The sequence below is a fragment of the Aliinostoc sp. HNIBRCY26 genome, assembly GCF_050235535.1.
GTDB lineage: Bacteria > Cyanobacteriota > Cyanobacteriia > Cyanobacteriales > Nostocaceae > Trichormus.
This window is the reverse complement of record NZ_CP189852.1, coordinates 5,867,514-5,888,219: the sequence shown is the minus strand read 5'-3', so window position 1 is coordinate 5,888,219 and position 20,706 is coordinate 5,867,514. Positions and strand designations below refer to the sequence as shown.

At 40.3% G+C, this 20,706-nt stretch carries 15 protein-coding genes; 7 read left to right on the top strand and 8 right to left on the bottom strand.

Annotated elements, in window-relative coordinates:
- Window positions 1-133: 133 nt before the first annotated feature.
- Window positions 134-1,063, bottom strand: coding sequence for a DUF4349 domain-containing protein (locus ACQFX9_RS24925; RefSeq protein WP_427159257.1), 930 nt, complete (start codon window positions 1,061-1,063; stop codon window positions 134-136).
- Between the two features lie 230 nt (window positions 1,064-1,293).
- On the opposite strand from ACQFX9_RS24925, the gene ACQFX9_RS24920 reads away from it, so the two are divergent.
- From ACQFX9_RS24920 to ACQFX9_RS24910, 3 genes are all read left to right on the top strand, one after another.
- Window positions 1,294-2,163: an aldo/keto reductase gene (locus ACQFX9_RS24920; RefSeq protein WP_427159256.1), complete on the top strand. Its 870-nt coding sequence runs from the start codon at window positions 1,294-1,296 to the stop codon at window positions 2,161-2,163.
- A gap of 386 nt (window positions 2,164-2,549) precedes the next feature.
- Window positions 2,550-3,545, top strand: a complete 996-nt coding sequence (ilvC, locus tag ACQFX9_RS24915; RefSeq protein WP_427159255.1) for a ketol-acid reductoisomerase — start codon at window positions 2,550-2,552, stop codon at window positions 3,543-3,545.
- Window positions 3,546-3,658: 113 nt separating this feature from the next.
- A complete protein-coding gene (locus ACQFX9_RS24910; protein ID WP_427159254.1) occupies window positions 3,659-4,477 on the top strand; it encodes an EndoU domain-containing protein in 819 nt (272 codons plus the stop codon).
- Between the two features lie 313 nt (window positions 4,478-4,790).
- Here ACQFX9_RS24910 and ACQFX9_RS24905 read toward each other — a convergent pair whose 3' ends face one another.
- Entirely contained in the window at window positions 4,791-6,194 is a 1,404-nt protein-coding gene (locus ACQFX9_RS24905; protein ID WP_427159253.1) for an amidase, read from the bottom strand.
- A gap of 409 nt (window positions 6,195-6,603) precedes the next feature.
- On the opposite strand from ACQFX9_RS24905, the gene ACQFX9_RS24900 reads away from it, so the two are divergent.
- The gene (locus ACQFX9_RS24900) at window positions 6,604-8,055 is read left to right on the top strand and encodes a hypothetical protein (RefSeq protein WP_427159252.1); all 1,452 of its coding nucleotides are present in this window, start codon (window positions 6,604-6,606) and stop codon (window positions 8,053-8,055) included.
- Window positions 8,056-8,222: 167 nt separating this feature from the next.
- On the opposite strand, the gene ACQFX9_RS24895 is transcribed toward ACQFX9_RS24900, so the two are convergent.
- The 3 genes from ACQFX9_RS24895 to ACQFX9_RS24885 all read right to left on the bottom strand — a co-directional run bounded on the left by ACQFX9_RS24895 (window position 8,223) and on the right by ACQFX9_RS24885 (window position 11,412).
- The gene (locus ACQFX9_RS24895) at window positions 8,223-9,455 is read right to left on the bottom strand and encodes a DUF445 domain-containing protein (RefSeq protein WP_427159251.1); all 1,233 of its coding nucleotides are present in this window, start codon (window positions 9,453-9,455) and stop codon (window positions 8,223-8,225) included.
- A gap of 179 nt (window positions 9,456-9,634) precedes the next feature.
- On the bottom strand, window positions 9,635-10,324 hold the full coding sequence (gene ubiE / locus ACQFX9_RS24890) for a bifunctional demethylmenaquinone methyltransferase/2-methoxy-6-polyprenyl-1,4-benzoquinol methylase UbiE (RefSeq protein WP_427159250.1): 690 nt from the start codon (window positions 10,322-10,324) through the stop codon (window positions 9,635-9,637).
- 149 nt (window positions 10,325-10,473) lie between these two features.
- Window positions 10,474-11,412: a response regulator gene (locus tag ACQFX9_RS24885; protein WP_427159249.1), complete on the bottom strand. Its 939-nt coding sequence runs from the start codon at window positions 11,410-11,412 to the stop codon at window positions 10,474-10,476.
- Between the two features lie 237 nt (window positions 11,413-11,649).
- On the opposite strand from ACQFX9_RS24885, the gene ACQFX9_RS24880 reads away from it, so the two are divergent.
- The gene (locus ACQFX9_RS24880) at window positions 11,650-12,729 is read left to right on the top strand and encodes a RuBisCO accumulation factor 1 (RefSeq protein ID WP_427159248.1); all 1,080 of its coding nucleotides are present in this window, start codon (window positions 11,650-11,652) and stop codon (window positions 12,727-12,729) included.
- Between the two features lie 54 nt (window positions 12,730-12,783).
- On the opposite strand, the gene ACQFX9_RS24875 is transcribed toward ACQFX9_RS24880, so the two are convergent.
- Window positions 12,784-13,422 carry a type I restriction endonuclease gene (locus ACQFX9_RS24875; RefSeq protein ID WP_427159247.1) on the bottom strand — a complete coding sequence of 213 codons (639 nt, stop codon included), beginning with the start codon at window positions 13,420-13,422 and terminating at the stop codon, window positions 12,784-12,786.
- 142 nt (window positions 13,423-13,564) lie between these two features.
- On the opposite strand from ACQFX9_RS24875, the gene ACQFX9_RS24870 reads away from it, so the two are divergent.
- Window positions 13,565-14,122, top strand: coding sequence for an NUDIX hydrolase (locus ACQFX9_RS24870; RefSeq protein WP_427159246.1), 558 nt, complete (start codon window positions 13,565-13,567; stop codon window positions 14,120-14,122).
- Window positions 14,123-14,214: 92 nt separating this feature from the next.
- Here ACQFX9_RS24870 and ACQFX9_RS24865 read toward each other — a convergent pair whose 3' ends face one another.
- Window positions 14,215-16,983, bottom strand: a complete 2,769-nt coding sequence (locus tag ACQFX9_RS24865) for a M16 family metallopeptidase (protein ID WP_427162993.1) — start codon at window positions 16,981-16,983, stop codon at window positions 14,215-14,217.
- Window positions 16,984-17,336: 353 nt separating this feature from the next.
- Here ACQFX9_RS24865 and ACQFX9_RS24860 point away from each other — a divergent pair, with 353 nt between their 5' ends.
- The gene (locus ACQFX9_RS24860; protein WP_427159245.1) at window positions 17,337-18,626 is read left to right on the top strand and encodes a GNAT family N-acetyltransferase; all 1,290 of its coding nucleotides are present in this window, start codon (window positions 17,337-17,339) and stop codon (window positions 18,624-18,626) included.
- Here ACQFX9_RS24860 and ACQFX9_RS24855 read toward each other — a convergent pair.
- A complete protein-coding gene (locus tag ACQFX9_RS24855; protein WP_427159244.1) occupies window positions 18,601-20,649 on the bottom strand; it encodes a prolyl oligopeptidase family serine peptidase in 2,049 nt (682 codons plus the stop codon). The two genes, ACQFX9_RS24860 and ACQFX9_RS24855, sit on opposite strands and share 26 nt — an antisense overlap.
- Window positions 20,650-20,706 lie beyond the last annotated feature (57 nt).

Sequence of the window (20,706 nt, the reverse complement as noted above, 5' to 3'; positions counted from 1 at the left end):
AAGGACTAAAGTCCTTACTACGAACTAAATCCTAGTGTTTTTACAAAGCTTGCGCCTACAAAATACCCTTCGGGAAGCAAGCTACAAAATTAAAGATTCTGTTTCCTCATGACTAATGACTAATGACTATTGACTATTGACCATTTACCGATTCAGAAGACTGATTTAATCGTGATAGATGATTCCGTCGCCAACGGTGTAAACCATAAAAACCAGCCGCCACAATCAACATATAAGGACTGTAAACTATTAACCAAATCCCCAATTTTAATAACCCAACCGTAAAGTTACTTAAAGATTGAGTAGAATTATTCCAAGTTTCATATACTTGTGAACCCACCGCACGTTGTGGGCTACTGCTAGAGATAGTAGCTTCTAAGTTTAAAGTAATAGTAGAATAGGCGACTTGATTCTGTAAGCTTTTTAACTGAGCATCAATTTGTTCAATAGTTTGTCGGACATTACTGAGTTCTTTTGCAACAGTCAGTACATCCCTCACAGAACCAGCCCGATCCATAATTTTTTGCAAATTGGCTTCCGTTTTACGAAGATTATTTAATCTGGCTTGAAAATCAACTAACTGACTACCTACATCTTCTGCTGTAATGTTACGGTTTTCAACTGTGCCTAATTTCCCTAACTCTTCTATGGTCGGTTCTAAAAGATTTTGGGGAATTCGTAGTTGTATAGATGCAGTATGACGGGAATTACTGCTTGTCGGTTGATCTTCGTTTAAACTAATCAGATCCCCTTGTTGTTTACTAATAATTTTGGTCACAGCAGCAATACTTTTATCTACGGAATCCACAACTAAGGTCATAGCTGCTTTTTTGATCAATTGAGGACGGTTACGGGGTACTGATGGGGCTTCTGGATTTGCAGCAACATTCCCAGTAGCATCAGCCGAGATTGCAGCTTGCTTTTCTGACGCACTTGGCGGTAAGGATTTATTAGCAAAATTGTCAGGCGCAGCTGCACAACTAGAAACAATCATCCCTCCTAATAGCGCACTCATCAATAAAGCTGATTGGCGCGGTAGTTTCTGGGTGATAGATATAGTCATAATTTACCCTCAGATAGATGTAATTAATTTCAGTATCACTGAGGGAAAATTAAAAGCTGGGATTGTTGCAATTTATGTAACCGAAATTTCTATAGAGATAAACTTACTGAAATCAAGACCATATCTTTTACTACATCTTTCCTCCACCCTATTTCTCTAGATCAATTGTCAAAATAAATGAAACTCGCTACTAAATAGTTTTAGCAACGCCATCAACTCAAGCGATAAGCATGGAAAACCAACAACTAGGGAAAACGGGTATCTTTGTCAGTGCGATTGGTTTGGGTGCTATGCCCATGTCAATATACGATCGCCCCCCAGAATCGCAATCTATACAGCTAATTCATCGAGCCTTAGATTTGGGGATAACATTTATTGATACTGCCGATTCCTACTGTCAAGATGAATCAGACAAACACCACAATGAACGACTCATTCACAAAGCACTCAGCAGTTACCAGGGAGATGTTAGCCAAGTAGTTGTCGCTACTAAAGGCGGTTTAATGCGTCCGAATCAAAGTTGGGTACGCAATGGTAGCCCCGAACACTTGCGTCAAACTATCCGCGTTAGTTTTGAGGCTTTAGGTGGTAAAAAACCGATTGATTTGTGGCAATATCACTCACCAGACCCAGAATACACAATTGCCGAATCCCTCACCCCAGTTAAAGAAGCCGTCGCCGAAGGCTTGATTCGGTTTGTGGGAGTTTCCAACTTTTCCGTCGCACAAATTAAACAAGCACAAGACGTAGTAGAGATTGTTTCAGTACAGAATCAATATAGTCCGTGGGAACGCCAGCCAGAAACTGACGGAGTGTTAGAGTATTGCGAACAAGCAGGATTAACCTTTTTACCTTGGAGTCCCTTCGGTGGTCGTCGTCGCCATCAAAACTTAGAAGAGATTCCCGCGATCGCCCACCTAGCTCAAGCCAAAGGCGTATCTGTATACTGTATCGTATTAGCCTGGTTACGTTCTAAATCTCCTTGCATCATACCCATCCCCGGCGCAAGCAAAATTTCTAGCATCGAAGATTCAATAAACGCCGTCAACGTAAAACTATCGGAAGCAGAAGTCCAAAAAATAGATCAGCAGACAAAATAGTCAACACAATTCGCAATTCGCAATTCGCAATTCGCAATTAATGCCCACGGATAAATCCGGGGGCTTGAACCAAGCAAAGTTTAAAATTTATTCCATAAATGAATTTAGGGGCTTGTACCATCAAGGAATAATTGGTCAATAGTCAGATCTAATTACTCAGCACCAGCTAAACGCCGCGCTACCGCTAACAGCACTCAAATCAATTCAAAATTCAAAATTAAAGAATTGATTACCAAACACTCAGCACTCATTACTCATTACTCATTACTCATTACTTCTACCTTGTCTCCCCAGTCCCCAATCCCTTGATCCGTAGTGACACAATTTAAGGTACAATCAAAAACCTGCCAATCAATGACAAAGCTTGCTGACAGGAGATATTTTGTATGGCCCGGATGTACTATGACGCAGATGCCAATTTAGACCTTTTGGCTGGAAAAACCATCGCTATTATCGGTTATGGTTCTCAAGGTCATGCCCACGCCCTGAATTTGAAATATAGTGGCTTAAATGTAATTGTGGGACTATATCCGGGTAGTAAGTCAGCCGAAAAAGCCCAAGCTGCTGGTTTAACGGTCAAAAGTGTGGCAGATGCGGCTAGTGCTGCCGACTTTATTATGATTTTGCTACCTGATGAGGTACAAAAAACAGTTTACAAAAACGAAATTGAACCAAATCTGAAAGAAGGTGATGTATTAGCCTTCGCCCACGGTTTTAATATTCACTTTGCACAAGTCGTACCCCCTGCGTATGTAGACGTTGTGATGGTTGCACCTAAAGGCCCTGGTCATTTAGTCAGACGCACTTATGAACAAGGACAAGGTGTACCCGCATTATTTGCTGTGTATCAAGATGCTACCGGTAAGGCACGCGATCGCGCAATGGCATACGCTAAAGGTATCGGTGGAACTCGCGCCGGTATTCTCGAAACCACTTTCCGGGAAGAAACTGAAACTGATTTGTTCGGCGAACAAGCAGTATTATGCGGTGGTTTAAGCGCATTAATCAAAGCAGGTTTTGAAACCTTAGTAGAAGCAGGTTATCAACCAGAATTAGCCTATTTTGAATGTCTGCACGAAGTTAAGCTAATTGTAGACTTAGTAGTTGAAGGTGGTTTAGCCACCATGCGCGATAGTATCTCTAACACTGCTGAATACGGCGATTACACCCGTGGGCCTCGCGTTGTCAACGCCCAAACCAAAGCTGAAATGAAGAAGATTCTCAGCGAAATTCAATCTGGTCAGTTTGCACGGGAATTCGTATTAGAAAACCAAGCTGGTAAACCTGGATTTACCGCTATGCGTCGTCAAGAAGCTGAACATCCCATTGAAGAAGTCGGTAAAGATTTACGCGCCATGTTTAGCTGGTTGAAGAAAGTTTAAAAAATTCTTTGAAATCTAGTAATAAGACGCAAAGGTATTCCAAAATGCTTTGCGTCTTTATTTTTTGGTGTTAAATTGTCAGCAAAACGCAACATTTAACGACACTTAAATTTATGTTTAACCCCAAGCTATCCACAACTTTGCGAATATTTACTATCTTATTGCTGAGTAGTCCCCTATATATCCAAAATCAAGTTAAGGCTCAATCACAGCAGGCATTATTACCTTTTTTCGATAGTGTAGATAATCCCGTTTCTGTAGGTTTTCCCAGAGGACAACGAGTAGATATTACACCACCTGCACCAAGATTAAATGCTTTCGACCAAGCTGTACTTAATACCTGTGGTGCTGTTGGGACAAAAGTAAATCGCAATCAATTTAAACAGTTATTATCTGAGCATCCAGAGGTACTGCAAAAACTACAAAAAGTGACAGGTGGTGAACTGTTACCAGGACGTAAAACCAAGACACAATTTATTGAAGACTTAACTAATATTTGGTTCAAACGGCGTGGTTTTGAACACATATTTTGTGGTGAAATATATAATGCCAATGATATTGGTGGGTTACATTTTTACGGTAGATATTTACAACTACAAAATCAAGGTATTGGTGGCAGACTTCCAAACAATCAGCAGCGCGAAGAAGTTGTCCCAGGTGTAATTTATACGATGGGTGTAGTAATTAAACAAGGCAATAAAATTATCAGAGATGTCATCAAAGGTTATAGCTATATCAGCAATGCCGAAGAAATGCTGATAGATACTACACTCGCATTTAAAAAGCAAAAGAATAAAGAGGGAGCTTGCATTTATAATGTGCGTGATCAAGAAACAGGCAAAACTTTTCCTAACGTTTTTGTAAGAAAGGATCAGGCAATTATTACTTTCTACCCTGATGCTACGCCCCAAGGCGCGAAATGCAGACATTAAATCAATTCACAATTCGCAATTCGCAATGGACTAACGTCCCGCTACGCTAACGCAATTCGCAATTACGTGTTGTAACGGGGATTTAAACCCCCTAAATTGTGTTAAAGGGGAACAGGGAACAGGAACTGTCTGTGGTGGGGGATTTAAGTGGCGTATGTAGTATATGTAGCATTGTAGGGTGTGTTAGGCGTAAGCCGTAACGCACCAAAGCCTTTAGAGGAGGTGCGTTACTGGCTACTGGCTTTCTTAATTTTGAATTTTGAATTTTGAATTTTGAATTTTGAATTTTGAATTTTGAATTTTGAATTTTAAATTAGTATTGCGTCGCCAAATTTGGACGGTTTTGAATCCAAGGGTTAGCGGCTTCTAGTTGTGCTGCAAGACTAATGAGTGTAGCTTCCGCCGCAGGTTTGCCGAGAAGTTGCACACTCATGGGTAAACCATTACTATCAAAACCCACAGGAATAGCGATCGCAGGTTGTCCGGTTGCATTGGCTGGTGGACAAGGTGCAATCCAATTCACAATTTGTTGAAATGTATCTTCAGGACTTAAAGCCGCCCACTCTCCTACACGGATGGGAGAATGTAAATAAACAGGCAATACCAACACATCTATATTGTCAAACAGTGGCACAATTTGGCGTGCTACTATCTGCATACTATAAATAGCTTGAATATATTCACCAACCGAACCAGTCTGCGCTAATAGCCAACGGTTGAGAGGCTGCAATATTTCTGCTGGTAATCCAGAAGCCGTAATTCCCGATTGCCAAACAATTTGAAATGGTTCCACTAAAGCACTCAGATCCAAAGACATTTCTGTCACTTGATGGCCGAGTTGTTCTAATAATTTGACTGTCTGTAATACAGCCTGTTTACAGGTAGCATCAGCCTCACCCAAGGGAGCAATACCAGTAGTAAAAGCAACACGTAAATTTTTTGGTTGAGTTGTAGCCGCAGTCAAAAACGATGGTTCTGGATCTGGTAGCCAGTAGGGATCACCTGTAACGTAACCAGACATAGTATCTAACATCGCTGCCGCATCTGCCACAGTCCGAGCGATAGGGCCATTAACAGCAATTCCCGCTAAACGTTCACCTACAGGTGCTTTACTGACTCTACCCCGTGCCGGTTTAATTCCCACTAAACCACAACAAGCCGCAGGCCCCCGAATAGAACCGCCACCATCTGAACCTTGAGCGATCGCACATAATCCTGCGGCCACTGCTGCTGCTGCACCACCACTAGAACCACCAGCAGTGTATTCTAAATTCCAGGGATTTCTAGCTGGCGGAAAACCAGTAGGTTCAGTGTAAGGAAATGAACCTAATTCTGAGGTAGCGGTTTTGCCCAAAATAACAAATCCAGCTTGTTTAATACGACTCACAACCCCATCATCAAATTCGGGAATGTTATTCAATAGTGCTGGACTACCGTAGGTACAAGGTACACCAGCCACCGGATTGAGGTCTTTAATCGAAATCGGTACACCAAAAAACGGCGGAAGTTCCGATGTTTGTGTGATTAGTTCCGTCTTCGCAGTAGCATCAGCGATCGCTAAATCCGCCGTCACCGTAAAATAACTACCCAATTGAGGATTCAACTGCTGAATGCGATTTAAATAGATTTCCACCAACTCCAACGGCGATAACTCCCGCCGCCGGATTAATTTTGCTAACTCTAGTGCTGGAGTAAAAGCTAAATCAGTTTCATTCATAGGATTGGGGATTGGGGATTGGGGACTGGGGACTGGGGACTGGGGATTGGGGAGACAAGGTAGAAGTAATGAGTAATGAGTAATGAGTGCTGACTAATGACTATTGACTAATGACTATTGACTAATGACTATTGACTAATGACTATTGACTAATGACTATTGACTAATGACTATTGACTAATGACTATTGACTAATGACTATTGACCATTGACCAAACAGCGTTGTTACTTTAGCAAAATTTTCGGGAACTATAAATCTATCGTTTTTGCGATTTAACAATTCATCGCTTTTACCTACTGATCAAAACAGTCGGTAAAGTTACTCATTCAACAGAAAGTCTAGGGATTATCAGTGTGAGTTGGAAATTGCTTCTTGTTAAGAAATTTTGCAAATCCTCAACGGATGTTTATGACTGATATAGAAGTGCTAATTAATGAACTGCCAAAAATTATTTATAAACTCAGACTAACTATTGGTAGTTCCCAGGACATTATGCAACAGGTGATCCTGATTAATAATGCCCAAGAAGAACTCCGCACTATTAGACAGGCGATCGCCCAAGAATTACGTCGTGCGAATAATCAGATAAGTAATATCAGTACCCTACCCCGTACTGCTAAATCTTTGACGATTCCCACTATTTTACAAGTTAATCCTGCCATCACCGGCAACATAGAATCCATTACAGAAAAGTTTGGCAATCCTCATACAGAGATATCTGTAACTACTCTACAATCAAAAATTAATTGCTGGTTAGAATGGGGTGACTTATTGCAGGCGATCGCCTCTGATATTTTAAGCGATGCTAACCTCGTTAATCAAACTAATCTCTATCTGAATTATGCTAGTTTGTCAACTCAAATTCTGGAACTAGAAAATAGCTTGCATAATAACTTATCTGCCAAACAAACACTAAAATTTGAAGCAGAATTATCACAACTCCAAACCAGACTATCATTAGTTAAAAATACTATTCAAAATAGTCAAGGACTCTTAACTATAATGATTGCTTTATCATCATTCTGTGGTAAAAATGGCTTTGCTATAGAATGGTTAGATGATGCTCATGGATTAATCATATCTACTAATAATAATTTCCGAGAATTAACTGAAATTCTTAATGAATGTGATATTTACACCCATAAAATCGATGATTTTAAAAATACAATTTCTAAAATAAAACATCAGCATAACCAGCCAAGAAGCCATAAAATATCCATCAACAAAAAGGAATTTAACTCCTCATATCAGGCTCTACGAAAACTGTCATTTATTCTTTCAGGGCTAATCGTCTTAGGGATAGGTGGCTGGTTTGCTAAAACTCAGATTATACAAATTCAGCGTATGGCTGTGAATTTGTATCAAGAAAATACTGCTGAAAATACTTTTAAATCAGCTTTAAAACTAGGGACAGAAGCTTCCTTCATTGCTCAAAATCCCCCCCATACACTTCCAGTGTGGCAAAAAGCAGCATCCAAATGGCAAAAGGCAATTGAACTTTTACAAAGCATTCCCGAAGAAACATCAGTATCTGTAAAAGCGCAGGAAAGACTCATTCGTTATCGACGTAATTATATTGCCATCACCAAAAGAGCTAATACAGAAAAGAACGCTGTAGCCAAATTAGCAGCCGCCGAAAAACTCGCCACAGAAGCAAAGTTTTTCATGGAAAATGCACCCAACTCACTAATAGCTTGGCAACAAGCAAAAGATAAATGGCAGCAAGCAATTAAATTATTACAATCGATTCCCAAAAGTAGTTCTGTTTACGAACAAGCTCAAGCCAAACTACCAAATTATCAAACTAATTACGCAGCAATTAATGCCATCATGGAAAATCGCCATCAATCTGTAAATTAAGGGAATTGGGCATAGGGAATTGGGCATTAAAAATAATATTCTCCCTTGTCTCCCTTGTCTCCTAATTTACCAATACTTGAAAAAGTAAAAATGCAAAATAATCTTTTCCTTTATTTTCACTTTTGCCTTTTGCCTTTTGCCTTTTGCCTTTATCACCATCCCCAAAACTATCGAGTAAAAAATAAAAATCCGGTTTGTAATAAACCAACAATAAATCCTAAAATTCCCCCTAAAGTGACAATTGCTTGTAATTCATTTTTGACAATCCCTTCAATTGCATTTTCTAAATCAGCAGGAGATGTAGATTTTACTCGGTCAACAATTACTTGATCTATCGATAAAATCGGAATTATCTGAGTTACTATTTGCTCTAAATCCTTTTCTAAATATCTTTCTAAAATCAGTGCTAACTCTTGAGAGACAACTTCTAAAGAAGTCATAACTACAGGTGAATTACTCAGGCGATTTAAGAGTAATTTAGCAATATTTTCCCAATTTACAGATTCAGTCAGTCCTTGTAGTAAATCGCTTCCACTAGTTTGAATGTACTGACGGACTGTTTCTCGTGTAGTTTTGCGGAGTTGACGAACTGTCCCGATTGGTAGATTTTGCAGCGATAAATTTTGGAGAATTTTTTTGAAGCGATCGCGCATCTGCAAATCTTTAATTAAATCCTGCAATCTCTCATTAGTCGCTTCTTTTTCATCTAAGCAGAAAGTTCTCAAGCGAGTGAGTGTGTTTCGTAAACCAAACAAATTCGCCACTACCCAATAAGTACCACTAGTTTTTTCGCGGAAACTTTCATCGATAGTTTGAATTGTGCGATCGGTTAAAAAATCTATGATTGCTTGTCTTAAGACATCTGGTGGTAAAACTACTTCTAAAAACCAATCAGCTAACCGTGTTGCTTGCTCATCGCTCAGTTGCAACTCTAATAATATTTGGTCAAAAATCTGATTGATTTGTGGTTCTAAAAAGTCTTCTTGTCTAGCTAGTACCCTCAATAGACGCGGTAGTGACTCTCCTAACAAATCGCGCAGAATACTGGCAACAACCTTACTAGTTTTTTGGTTTTTATCAGTTTTAATTTGGTCTATTGCCAGTTGTAACAACCAGAGAATAGCCCCTTGTACTCGCTCAGTTTCTAATAATCGCCGCGCGAGTTTTTGTAGTTCATCGGGTGTTAACAACGACCCCATGATTGTATCAGAAATATTTTTAGCCAAACGCTCCTGATTTGCCGGAATTAAGCCAGGAGTGAATGGAACTCTCTTACCAGCAATATAAATTGCGCGGTAAGGACGAAATAGCATCTTGATGGCTATATCATTTGTGAAATAGCCAATAATTCCACCCAATACAGGGGGCGATACATACAGTAAAACAGAAGACCAATCCACAGTTTTTTGGATTTATAATTAGGGAACGAGAAATAGTCAGTAAAAAGGCGAAAGGTAAAATTCAAAAGAAAAACTCTTTTACCCTTCGGGTTCGCCATTTGCTTTATGCCGGGAAACCCGTCCACCGCAATGGCTCACCTTTTTACTTTTGACTTTTTACTTTCCTCATGTCCCATGACCTATTTAACAACTACCAATACTCCCATCATACCGTTCGCAATGGGGTAGTGTGTGGCTGAGGTAAACCCAACTTCGTAGGCTAACTCTACTTGCTCTCTCCCTTGGGGAAAGCGGTCTAAGCTGGGGCTGATGTAAGCGTATTCTTCCTTCATCCCCATACGCTCGGCCATAGGCACAACTATATGATCTAAATACCATTGTTGAAAGGCGCGAAATTGCTGATTATTGGGGCGATGAAAGTCTAAGATGGCTGCTCTTTTTCCTGGCTTAAGGACACGGTGTAGTTCTTGGAGGCTGCGGCGAATATCTTTGACATTTCTTAAACCATAGCCCATCGTCGCAGCGTCAAATTGATGATCTTCAAAGGGTAAATTCAGGACATCCGCCTCTACCCAGGAAATAGCAAATTGGGGGTAATGAGTTTGGGAGCGTTCTTTAGCGGTTGCAAGCAAGTTGGCGGAAAAGTCCACTCCATAGACTTTACCGTTTGTCCCTGCACGTCTAGCCAAGCTCAAGGCTAAATCACCACTACCACAACATAAATCAAGACAGGTATCCCCAGTCTGAACCGCACTCCATTTAATGGCCATTTCCTTCCAGATGCGATGTTGTCCCAAGCTTAACCAATCATTGAATTGGTCATAGACAGGCGCGATACGGTCAAAAATGGCGCGAATATCGTTAGTCATTAGTCATTAGTCAATGGTCATTAGTTATTTAACTATGGACTATGGACTATTGACTATGGACTCTTAATTTAAATTTTTGCACTCATCACTCAGCACTCAACACTCAGCACTCAACACTCAACACTCAGCACTCAGCACTCAGCACTCAATCACTCAGCACTTTTCATCGCGATCGCTACTAGTTCAGCTGAGAGACGAATCAGATTGAGTTCATCTTCTCTTAGAGAACTTGGTTGATGCCACTGGAGGGATAATACACCTAAAATTTCGCTGCGGTAAGCAATCGGGATGACTAAATGAGCTTGGACACCCGTTTCTTGGTAATGGGTTGCACCTGCTAGTTTGGCTTCTTTGGCAACATTGAGGGCAACTTGCATTTGACCACTGGCGATCGCTTCACTTGTGAGAGGATCTTGGTCTAGCCAGTTCTTGACTGTGCCTTCTGGAGAATAAAACCCTTGGGTGGGTGTGAGTGTTTTGTTGTTCACTAGCTGCAAAATACAGCTATCAGAGGCAAAGCTATCACAAAATGCTGTGGCAACCGGTGTGAGGATGGCTTCTAAATTTTCGGCGGCTTGAGTCACCTGTACTAACACCGTTAACAAGGACATTTGGGCGTTAGCGCGGCGTAGTTCTTCTGTCCTCTGTTTGAGTAGGTCATAGGTTTCGGCGGCGCGTTGTACAACCGCTTTGAGTTCCCCAGGGTCCCAAGGCTTGGTGATATATTTGTACACCTGTCCGGCGTTAATCGCTTCCACCAAATCTTCTATATCCGTGAATCCCGTGAGAATTATCCTCACCGTATCTGGAAATTGTGGTACAGTTTTACTCAAAAACTCTGTACCTTTCATTTCTGGCATCCGTTGGTCAGAGATGATGACAGCTACTTCTCCCTCTACCGCTAAGATTTCCAACGCATTGATACCACTTTCAGCTTTCAGGACTTGAAAATCTCGGCGAAAGGTGCGATATAGCAAATCTAGATTATCTGGTTCGTCATCAACTACTAAGATTTTGAGTTTTTTCGGTCTTTCTAAAGTTGCCATTGTACGATGATTTCTTTGGATGTCGGAAATAGTATCAGCCATAGGACATTACCTGTAAAAATATTTATAGCTGTATATGCTTACCCAGCTTAGTAGATTATTTCTTTTCAGCCTTGCGGAAATCTACCAAGATAGTTCTTGCTAGCTGTGATGTGTTATTTGTAACGCAAAATTTTAACTAACGGTAGGGTGTATATATAGTAGGCGGATAAAGATTACAATAAGATTTGCCAACGCGGTGTCAATAAGCCTCTGTGGTAGTAACTGCACTTTGAGATTATGACTGACTTATCACCCAACAATCCCAATCCTGAAAATGCTGCGGATTCAGCAGCAGAATTGTTACGCAAACTGAGACAAAAACAAGGTAATTGGGTGGAATGGGGATTAGCGATCGCGACTCTACAAAAATCCGGTTACAATCCCCAAGAGATTTTTGAAGCGACAGGATTTGAGCCGATTCAACAAAATCAGGTGGTTGTAGGCGCGCAAGTCTATAGTTCCCTAGAAAAAGCTGGTGCATCGGAAGCGGCGCGATCGCATTATGCAACTCGCGGTAGTGATGTTTTATATGAACTGCGCTTACTCACCCAAGAACAACGCGCGGCGGCGGCGGAACTGACTTTTGAGCATAAACTCAATTTAGAAGAAGCCAGAGAAATCGCCAAAGCCATTAAAGATTTTTCGTGGTTTCGCACCTTACCAGAAGGGTTTTCTGACCATCCAGGAGATGCTGTCGCCTATCAGGCTTGGAAGTTAGCACGACAAAACACAGATTTACAAGAGCGATCGCGTTTAATTGCTAAGGGTTTACGTTTTGCTCACACGCCAACAGCTAGAAAGCAAATTGAACAGTTATTAGTTGATTTTACGGTTGTTTCTCAACGTCCTGCCCCCCTTCCGCCCTTTTATCGCTTTGATTCCGAAGAGGAATTACCCCGCATTGTCCCTGTGGTGGGCGAATTACCTTTAACACCCCAAGATTTCAAAGCCGTCCCCCTAGTAGAAGAAATTGAACCATTCCGCATCGTCAAATTTGCTGGGGAACAAGCTTGGGTAGCCTTACCTGGTTGGCAAGTGTTGTTAGGTGCAGAAGACCCAGTGGTAATTTTAGCAACAAGCGATCGCTTCCCTAACCAACATACCCAACCCGGCCCTGTGTTAGTCGTCATAGACCGTAGCCAACGGGAATGGAATGATTTTAGTTATTTTGTGGTCGATAACGGCGGCGAGTTAGATTTTCAGTGGTTTCAAACAGAACCCGAAATTCCCATTCTGGGTAAAATCATCATCATTGTTCGTCCACGAAAAATTCTAGACGAAGAAGTAACTAAAGATTCTTGGCAAATTGATGAATAAATCAAATTAGATGGTTCACAACCATTTTTATTGTTATTTTTGCCTTTTGCCCTTTTACTTTTGCCCTGTTTGAAGACCAATACGTTTCAGAATTTGCAGAATCGTATACATTTCTTGTTTAGAAGACAACGGCGCAAATACCCGTGATAAGTCGTATTGACTAATATCTTGTTGCTGCAATTTGATAAATAAAACATCATCCCCATTAGTCACCACACCAAATACAGGTTGATGGGGATGAGGATTAGCCATGAGGTAAGCAAGTGCTTGTGGTATTGCAGACCAAACTGAAAGCGTGGTTTTTTTAGACTCTAAAACTACCACCCAAAACTGATTTTGTAACACCAAAACATCAATTCGTCCGCGTAGGACTTCCTCACCATCATTGATGATTAACTCAACTGATGATTCAGCTTTGATTTTAAAAGGAGGATCATAAAATCCGGCTAATGCTAATAAGGGGGAAACTACTAACAACATCACTGTCCCCTCTAACAAATTACCTCCACCACGATGATATATATACCTGCGCCGCAGAACATCCAAAGCATCTTTTTCAGTATTATTAATTTCTGGAAGTTCTGTAAACCACTCTGGGAAAAACTGCTCATCCTCGACTCGCTCCAGAGCAAATCGGGTTTCGACATCAGTTAAGCTGGTAATCACTTCTGTAATTGCGGCTATTCGCATCATGATGACATCCTTTAACTGATTATATTCTCACTCACAATCACTCTTTTTGAGCAGTTTGAAGGTGAGTTAGGGGAAATATAGGAATTCCAGATGAGCTACTCTTGATCAATTCAATAAAAATAATCTAGTGCGTTGACAAAGTATGACACACAATGATGAGATTCTTGACATTGTAGATAAAAATGATTGCGTCATTGGGAAAAAGAAACGCTCAGAAATCTATAGTCAAAGCCTGTGTAATTTTAGAGTTGTGAATGCTTTTGTTATTAATTCAAGAGGACAACTTTGGATACCTCGACGTTCTGCACAAAAAAGCATTTTCCCCCTTTGTCTTGATGTTAGCATGGGTGGTCATGTTGAAAGCGGAGAAACTTACGAAGATGCTCTAAATCGTGAACTCAAAGAAGAATTGAGGATAGATTTAAACAAGGTTAAGATTAAGTTGTTGGGGTATTTAACACCACATGATTATCAGGTGTCTGCTTTTATGAAAGTTTATGAAATTAAATTAGATAGCGACCCAGATTATAGTCAGAATGATTTTATTGCCAGTTTTTGGTTAGACCCTGCTGATTTAATGGAATGGTTGAATAAAGGTGAACCTGCAAAAAGTGATTTGCCTAAACTTGTGCAGCTTTTTTATACAGATGCAAAACCTAAAAGGTTTACTGAGTATCGCTTTCTTAATTTTGAATTTTGAATTGGTATTACCTTTGGATGTAGGATTAAACGTCCGAATTTTAGATTTTGGATTTTAGATTCAATCCAAAATCTAAAATCTACAATCTAAAATTATTTGACCGTTCCGGCAGTCACAATGATGAGATTTTTGGGATTAATCAAATCTTGAATGGCTTTTTGAACATCAGCCATAGTTACAGATTGAATACGTTGGGGAAATTCTCGAATTTCTGCTGGTGGTAGTCCCAAAATTGCATTATCTAAAATGATGCTAGACACATTACTAGGATTAGCTAAATCCACAGGATAACTGTTAGTAATTGAACGTTTCGCCGTGTTTAATTCGGCTTCAGTAATACCCTGTTCACGTAACTGTTTGAGTAATCCTAAAGTGCTAGCGATCGCCCGATTGGCATCTTGGGGTGCAGTCTGCATTTGAATTAAGAAGGGGCCAGGATTCACACCGGCTGCAAAGCCGCTATAAATACCATAGGTCAAACCCAAGCGATCGCGTACTTCTGTACCCAAGCGACTAGATAAGGTATCCCCACCTAAAATCTGATTCAGCACCAAAGCAGCGTAATAACGGGGGTCTTTGCGAGAAATCGCATTATAACCAAGATAGGTGATAGCCTCGGCTTTACCAGGAATCACCTTATTAATGCGGGTGATATTTGGCGGTAATGACACCGTTGGTAATTTGAGGACAGGCGGTTGACCAATGGCTTGCCACTTACCCAAAGATTGACTGAGTAAATCTTTCACCTCTGCTGGGTCAAAATCACCCACTAAAGCCAATGTCGTCGTATCTGGTCGGTAATGGTTGCGGTAAAAACGCAGTACATCATCACGAGTAATATTTTTTAAACTTTCCTCCGTGGGGAAACTGTGAAAGGGGTGATTTTCTGGGTAAATTGCTTGCTGAAATACTTTTCTGCCTAATCCGCTAGGATCATCTAATTGCACTTTTAAGCTGGTTAATGCTCTTTGACGGCTAAGTTCTAGCTGTTCATTGGGAAATGTGGCATTTTGCAGAACATCAGCCAGAGTTTGCATTAATAACGGTAAATTCTCTGCTAATCCTTCCCCACTGATACTAACTCCTTCCCGTGTAGCCCCAAAATTTAAACCAGCACCTCTATCTTCTAGAGTTTGCGCCAAGGTTAAAGCATCTCTAGTCTTTGTGCCATTCATTAAATTACTAGCTGTGATACTGGCTAATCCGGCTTTGGAGTTACCATCAAACTCACTACCTGCGTCAATTTGTCCACTTAAATTAATTGTGGGGAGATTGTGGTCAGGTAATAACAGCACCCGCAACCCATTGGTGAGGGAAAACTGCTGTGGTAGAGATTGTTTACTAATATCTGAAGATGTGGTGATAGCAGGCAGATATTTCGCCAATTCTGCCGGATCTACTGGTTTACCAGGGTTGAAGTTCTCGGCGGTGCGGCCAGAACCAAGATTGGGAGTTCCCCCTTCATCTGCGATTTGAGTTGGTTCAAAATAGCCGATGGTTTTTTTGTTGGGACTGAGATAGGTTTTGGCGACTCTTTGAACATCAGCCTGGGTGACATTAGCGATCGCTGCTAAATACTTTTCGATATAGTGATAATCTCCGGCGATCGTTTGACTATAGCCCAATTGAGTAGCTTGGCTGGTGATGTCTTGATTACCCAGTACAAAGGAAGCTTGTAGTTGGGTCTTAGCACGATTCAATTCTGTTAAGGAAACAGGCTGCTTTTGCAGTTGCGCTAAAGATGTTTGCAATACCTCTGTAATTTTGGTTAACTTTTGTCCTGATGCTGCTGTCGCACTAATTTCATACCATCCTGGTTCAATCAGTTCTACTGCACTAGCACCAACAGAACTAGCCAACCCAGATTCCACCAAAGCTTGATAAAGTCGAGAACTACGTCCCCCCGTCAAAATTGCATCCATCACATCAATTGCTGGAACATCAGGATGCTGAACATCGGGTAGGGGATATACAGCTTGTAATAAAGCTGCACTTCCTGGTTCTTGCAAAATTATCGGTGATTTACTAGCAGTATTGATGAGCTTGTTTGACGGAGAAAAAGGTTTAGGGGAACTGACTTGAGGCTCTTGCGCTCTCTTTGGTAGTTTGCCAAAGGTGTCTCTAACCGTATTCAGAGCATTTTCTGTGACAAAATCGCCGATAATCACCACAGTCGCATTATCTGGACTGTAGTATTTTTGATAGTAATTTCTCACCTGCTCGACTGTAAATTGTTCAACATCGGCTTTTGTACCACCTACAGGTAAACCATAGGCGCGATTGGGAAAAGCATCTCGCATCACTGCCCGATTTAAACGATACTCAGGAGAGTTTTCATACCCCTGTAACTCAGAAATTACTACCCGTTTTTCACTAGTTAATTGCTCTGTATCAATCAAAGCATTTTTCATGCGGTCTGCTTCTAGAGTCAGGAGTGCATCTAGTCTGTTGCGTTCCACTGTCCCGAAGTAAGCCGTTTCATCGTAACTGGTGAAAGCATTGAATTGACTACCCAAAGCATTAAACAATCGACCAAACTGCACGGGACGTTCTTTAGTTCCCTTAAACATCAAATGCTCAAGCTGGTGGGAAATACCGTTTTCTCCCTTGGTTTCATTGCGCGAGCCGACTTTATACCAAACCTGTACACTTACTACAGGTGCAGTATGCACTTCTTTGGTGAGGATAGTTAAACCATTATCTAATACTGTTTTATGCACTCCTTGGGTGAAGGAGACAACAGCTTGGGGTGAAACAACTGCTGTGGGTGTGGCAGCAATAGTAAAATTGTCTGCTACAGGCAAAATACTTAAAATTAGGCTGAGAAGGAAGCCTATGAGCATATATATGCGGGTTTTCATCAGCATTTTACAATTCTTAAGTTATCAAACCGAGAGGTGAAAATGAGGCTTGATAGTGATCCAGTGTAACTAGCGATCGCCTTGATTGTGTTTGCTGATTTGTACCACAGACTAATTAGAGATAATATGACCAATGAAAACAAACCTGTTTTTATCGAAACACAGTTAAATTTATGGGTTTTTTAGACAAAAACTATACAACAGCAACCTCCAACTACAAATTGCTTTCCGAATTTGAGAATGAACATAAAATAAAAGTTTTAATTGAAAATGCAATAAATTTGATTTTTGTGCTTTCTCAGAGTTACCCAGTTGAAGATGGGGCTAATTTTTTTAGCGGCTCAAATTTTGCTATGATGGAAGCTTATCATGAGTTTAAATCATCCTATGAGATAACTAAGTTTGGCTTCTTTAAGCAAGGTTTGATGTCTTTGAGAACCGCCTTAGAATTAGGAATATTATCGACCTACTGGGCTATAGTAGGTGAAGATGATATCACCTTTAAAAATTGGTTACTGGCTAGGGAAAAGACTCCATTTACCAAAGAAATTCAAAATAAACTACTCAGGAATTTAAATATTCAGATTTTTAATGAAAGATATCCTCTTAAAGATTTTTTTGATAAATTAAGTATTTTACATAATTATGTTCACACAAAAGGCGTACCTCATTCTACATTTGGTGATTACCAAAAAATGAGTTTCGAGCAAGAGTCTTCTGAGACTTTATTTGAGAGGTGGTATCAAGCCTTTCAGGAGTGCGTTCAACTGATTCTTATTCTTCATTTATTAAAATTTCCAATTGCTTCTTTGAAATACGACTTTATTAAAAAATTTGGTAGTTATGATAAATCTCCCTTTTGTGGCGGACTCTTTGGAGACTATCAGGAAGACTTGGTAAAATTTCTAGGACAGGAAAAACTAAACTTTATTCAAGAGATAGCACATAATGATCATGAGACAGTGCAGCTAATAGAGTGGCTTGATAGTCATCCTGATCTGCCGAAAGAAGAAATAGATAAGATTGTGTATGAACAACACAAAACCTGGGGAGAACAAGTATCTATTTCCCCAGTTACTATTCAACAACAAACACCCCGTCTACTTCTTCGTAACTTTCAATGCAGCGACACAATCGCATTTGCCAATTATCGGTCTGATCCAGAGGTGGCAAAGTATCAAAGTTGGGATGTACCTTTCTCTGAAGCACAAGCAACAGCATTTATAGAATCATTGCAACAGGTAAATCCTGGTGTCTTAGGTGAATGGTATCAGTTAGCCATTGAACTCAAGTCAACAGGGGAGATGATTGGAGACTGTGCTTTTTGTATCTTAGCTGATGATGAACAACAGGCAGAAATTGGATTTACCTTGGCGCGGAAATACCAAAGTAAAGGCTATGCTACAGAGGCGATAACTTATCTGCTTGACTATCTATTTACCACTTACAAACTGCATCGTATCCGTGCTAATTGCGATGCAGAGAACACCGCATCTATTAAACTACTACAACGAGTTGGAATGAGGTGTGAAGGTCACTTTATTAAGAGTTTGTGGTTCAAAAACAATTGGGTAGACGAGATGTGGTTTGCGATTCTGCGCGATGAATGGTATCAAGCTAAACACCCATATCCAGAACCTTAACTAAAAACGCCCACTTATCTGCGGCTTCCTCAATAATTTTGGTTGTGGGTTTACCTGCACCGTGTCCGGCTTTGGTTTCAATTCTAATCAGTGTTGGTGCGTCACCAGCTTGAACCGCTTGCAAAGCTGCGGCAAACTTGAAACTATGGGCAGGAACCACGCGATCGTCATGATCAGCTGTAGTAATTAAAGTAGCTGGGTAGCTTGTACCTGATTTGAGGTTATGCAGAGGTGAATAGGCGTAAAGTATGGGGAAATCTTCGGGACTATCTGGTGAACCATATTCGGTAGTCCAAGCCCAACCGATGGTAAATTTGTGAAAGCGCAACATATCCAAAACACCAACGGCTGGTAAAGCTGCACCAAATAAATCTGGACGTTGAGTCATGCAAGCACCGACAAGTAAACCGCCATTGCTACCGCCTGCGATCGCTAACTTCCCAGGTTTTGTATAGTTATGATCAATCAGCCACTCAGCCGCAGCAATAAAATCATCAAAAACATTCTGCTTTTTCTCCTTCATCCCGGCTTGATGCCATTCCTCACCATACTCACCGCCACCACGCAAATTTGGCATGGCATAAACACCCCCCATATCCATCCACACCAACATACTCACGTTAAAGTTGGGAGTCAGTGAAATCCGAAAACCACCATAGGCGTAGAGATATGTAGGATTATTTCCATCTAAAGCAATACCTTTTTTGTGAGTGATAAACATCGGTATGCTTGTACCGTCTTTACTCTCGTAAAAAACTTGTTTAGTTTCATAATCTTCAGGATGAAAATCTACGCTTGGCTGCTTAAAGATTTCACTTTTTCCCGTCACCATATCGTAGTGATAAATAGTTCCTGGTGTAGTGAAACTCGTGAAACTATAAAAAGTTTCCGTAGCATCCCGCTTACCACCAAATCCACCTACTGCACCTAGTCCTGGTAATTCTACATCTTTGATCAATGTGCCGTCAGTAGCAAATATTTTGATTTGCGAATGAGCATCTTTCAAATAATCAGCTACGAACTGATTATTTAACATCCTGACTTGCTTTAAAGTTGCTGTCGATTCAGGAATGATTTCTTGCCATAATTTCTGTTCAGGTTTATTAATATCAATAGCAATTAATCTACCTCGTGGCGCATCCAAATTAGTACGAAAATAGAAAATACTCTCATCATTATTAATAAAACTATAATTTGCTTCAAACTGATGAATTAACTCTACTACCTCTGCACTCTCATTCGTTAAATCCTTATAGAAAACTAAATTTCTTGAATCTGTTCCCAACCAAATAGAAATGATTAAATACTGACCATCTTCTGTAACTTCACCATAAAATCCCCACTCTTTTTGATCAGGACGATGATAAATTAATATATCTTCTGATTGTGGTGTTCCTAAACGATGATAGTAAAGCTTATGAAAATAGTTAATATCAGCTAATTTAGTTTGCTCTTGAGGTTCATCATAACGACTATAAAAAAATCCCTGATGATCCTTTGTCCAAGACACACCAGAAAATTTAATCCACTTAATCTGGTCTGGTAAGTCTTCGCCTGTTTCTACATCTCTGACTTGCCATTGTTGCCAATCAGAACCAGAGGTAGATATCCCATAAGCCAATAATTTACCATGATCACTAACATCCCAACCAGAAAGGGCTACTGTACCATCTTCAGATAATTTATTGGGGTCTAGTAACACTTTTGGTTCATCATTGAGGGACTTTAAAGTATAAAGCACACTTTGATTTTGCAGTCCATCATTTTTGAAATAAAAATAGTTATCTCCCTCTTTAAAAGGAATACCATATTTTTCATAGTCCCAAAGTTTGGTGAGACGCTGTTTAATTTTATCTCTGGCAGGAATTTTTTCTAGATAAGCAAAAGTAATTTCATTTTGTGCCTTAACCCAACTCTTAGTGGCTTCTGAATCTGGGTCTTCTAAGCAACGGTAGGGATCTGCTACTGAAGTACCGTGATAATCATCAATCTGATCAATTTTTTGAGTGTCAGGGTAGATCATATAATTCTGTGTCGGTAATGAGCCTAATGGAGATGAAATGGCGATCGCAATTTCCCC

Bases quoted from the DNA above. Each gene is read 5' to 3' on its own strand.
- ACQFX9_RS24860 (WP_427159245.1), top strand. From the start codon at position 17,337: ATGATGGAAGCTTATCATGAGTTTAAATCATCCTATGAGATAACTAAG.
- ACQFX9_RS24920 (WP_427159256.1), top strand. From the start codon at position 1,294: ATGGAAAACCAACAACTAGGGAAAACGGGTATCTTTGTCAGTGCGATT.
- ubiE (WP_427159250.1), bottom strand. From the start codon at position 10,324: ATGACTAACGATATTCGCGCCATTTTTGACCGTATCGCGCCTGTCTAT.
- ACQFX9_RS24870 (WP_427159246.1), top strand. From the start codon at position 13,565: ATGACACACAATGATGAGATTCTTGACATTGTAGATAAAAATGATTGC.
- ACQFX9_RS24885 (WP_427159249.1), bottom strand. From the start codon at position 11,412: ATGGCTGATACTATTTCCGACATCCAAAGAAATCATCGTACAATGGCA.
- ACQFX9_RS24875 (WP_427159247.1), bottom strand. From the start codon at position 13,422: ATGATGCGAATAGCCGCAATTACAGAAGTGATTACCAGCTTAACTGAT.
- ACQFX9_RS24900 (WP_427159252.1), top strand. From the start codon at position 6,604: ATGACTGATATAGAAGTGCTAATTAATGAACTGCCAAAAATTATTTAT.
- ACQFX9_RS24905 (WP_427159253.1), bottom strand. From the start codon at position 6,194: ATGAATGAAACTGATTTAGCTTTTACTCCAGCACTAGAGTTAGCAAAA.
- ACQFX9_RS24880 (WP_427159248.1), top strand. From the start codon at position 11,650: ATGACTGACTTATCACCCAACAATCCCAATCCTGAAAATGCTGCGGAT.
- ACQFX9_RS24865 (WP_427162993.1), bottom strand. From the start codon at position 16,983: ATGAAAACCCGCATATATATGCTCATAGGCTTCCTTCTCAGCCTAATT.
- ilvC (WP_427159255.1), top strand. From the start codon at position 2,550: ATGGCCCGGATGTACTATGACGCAGATGCCAATTTAGACCTTTTGGCT.
- ACQFX9_RS24910 (WP_427159254.1), top strand. From the start codon at position 3,659: ATGTTTAACCCCAAGCTATCCACAACTTTGCGAATATTTACTATCTTA.
- ACQFX9_RS24925 (WP_427159257.1), bottom strand. From the start codon at position 1,063: ATGACTATATCTATCACCCAGAAACTACCGCGCCAATCAGCTTTATTG.
- ACQFX9_RS24855 (WP_427159244.1), bottom strand. From the start codon at position 20,649: ATGATCTACCCTGACACTCAAAAAATTGATCAGATTGATGATTATCAC.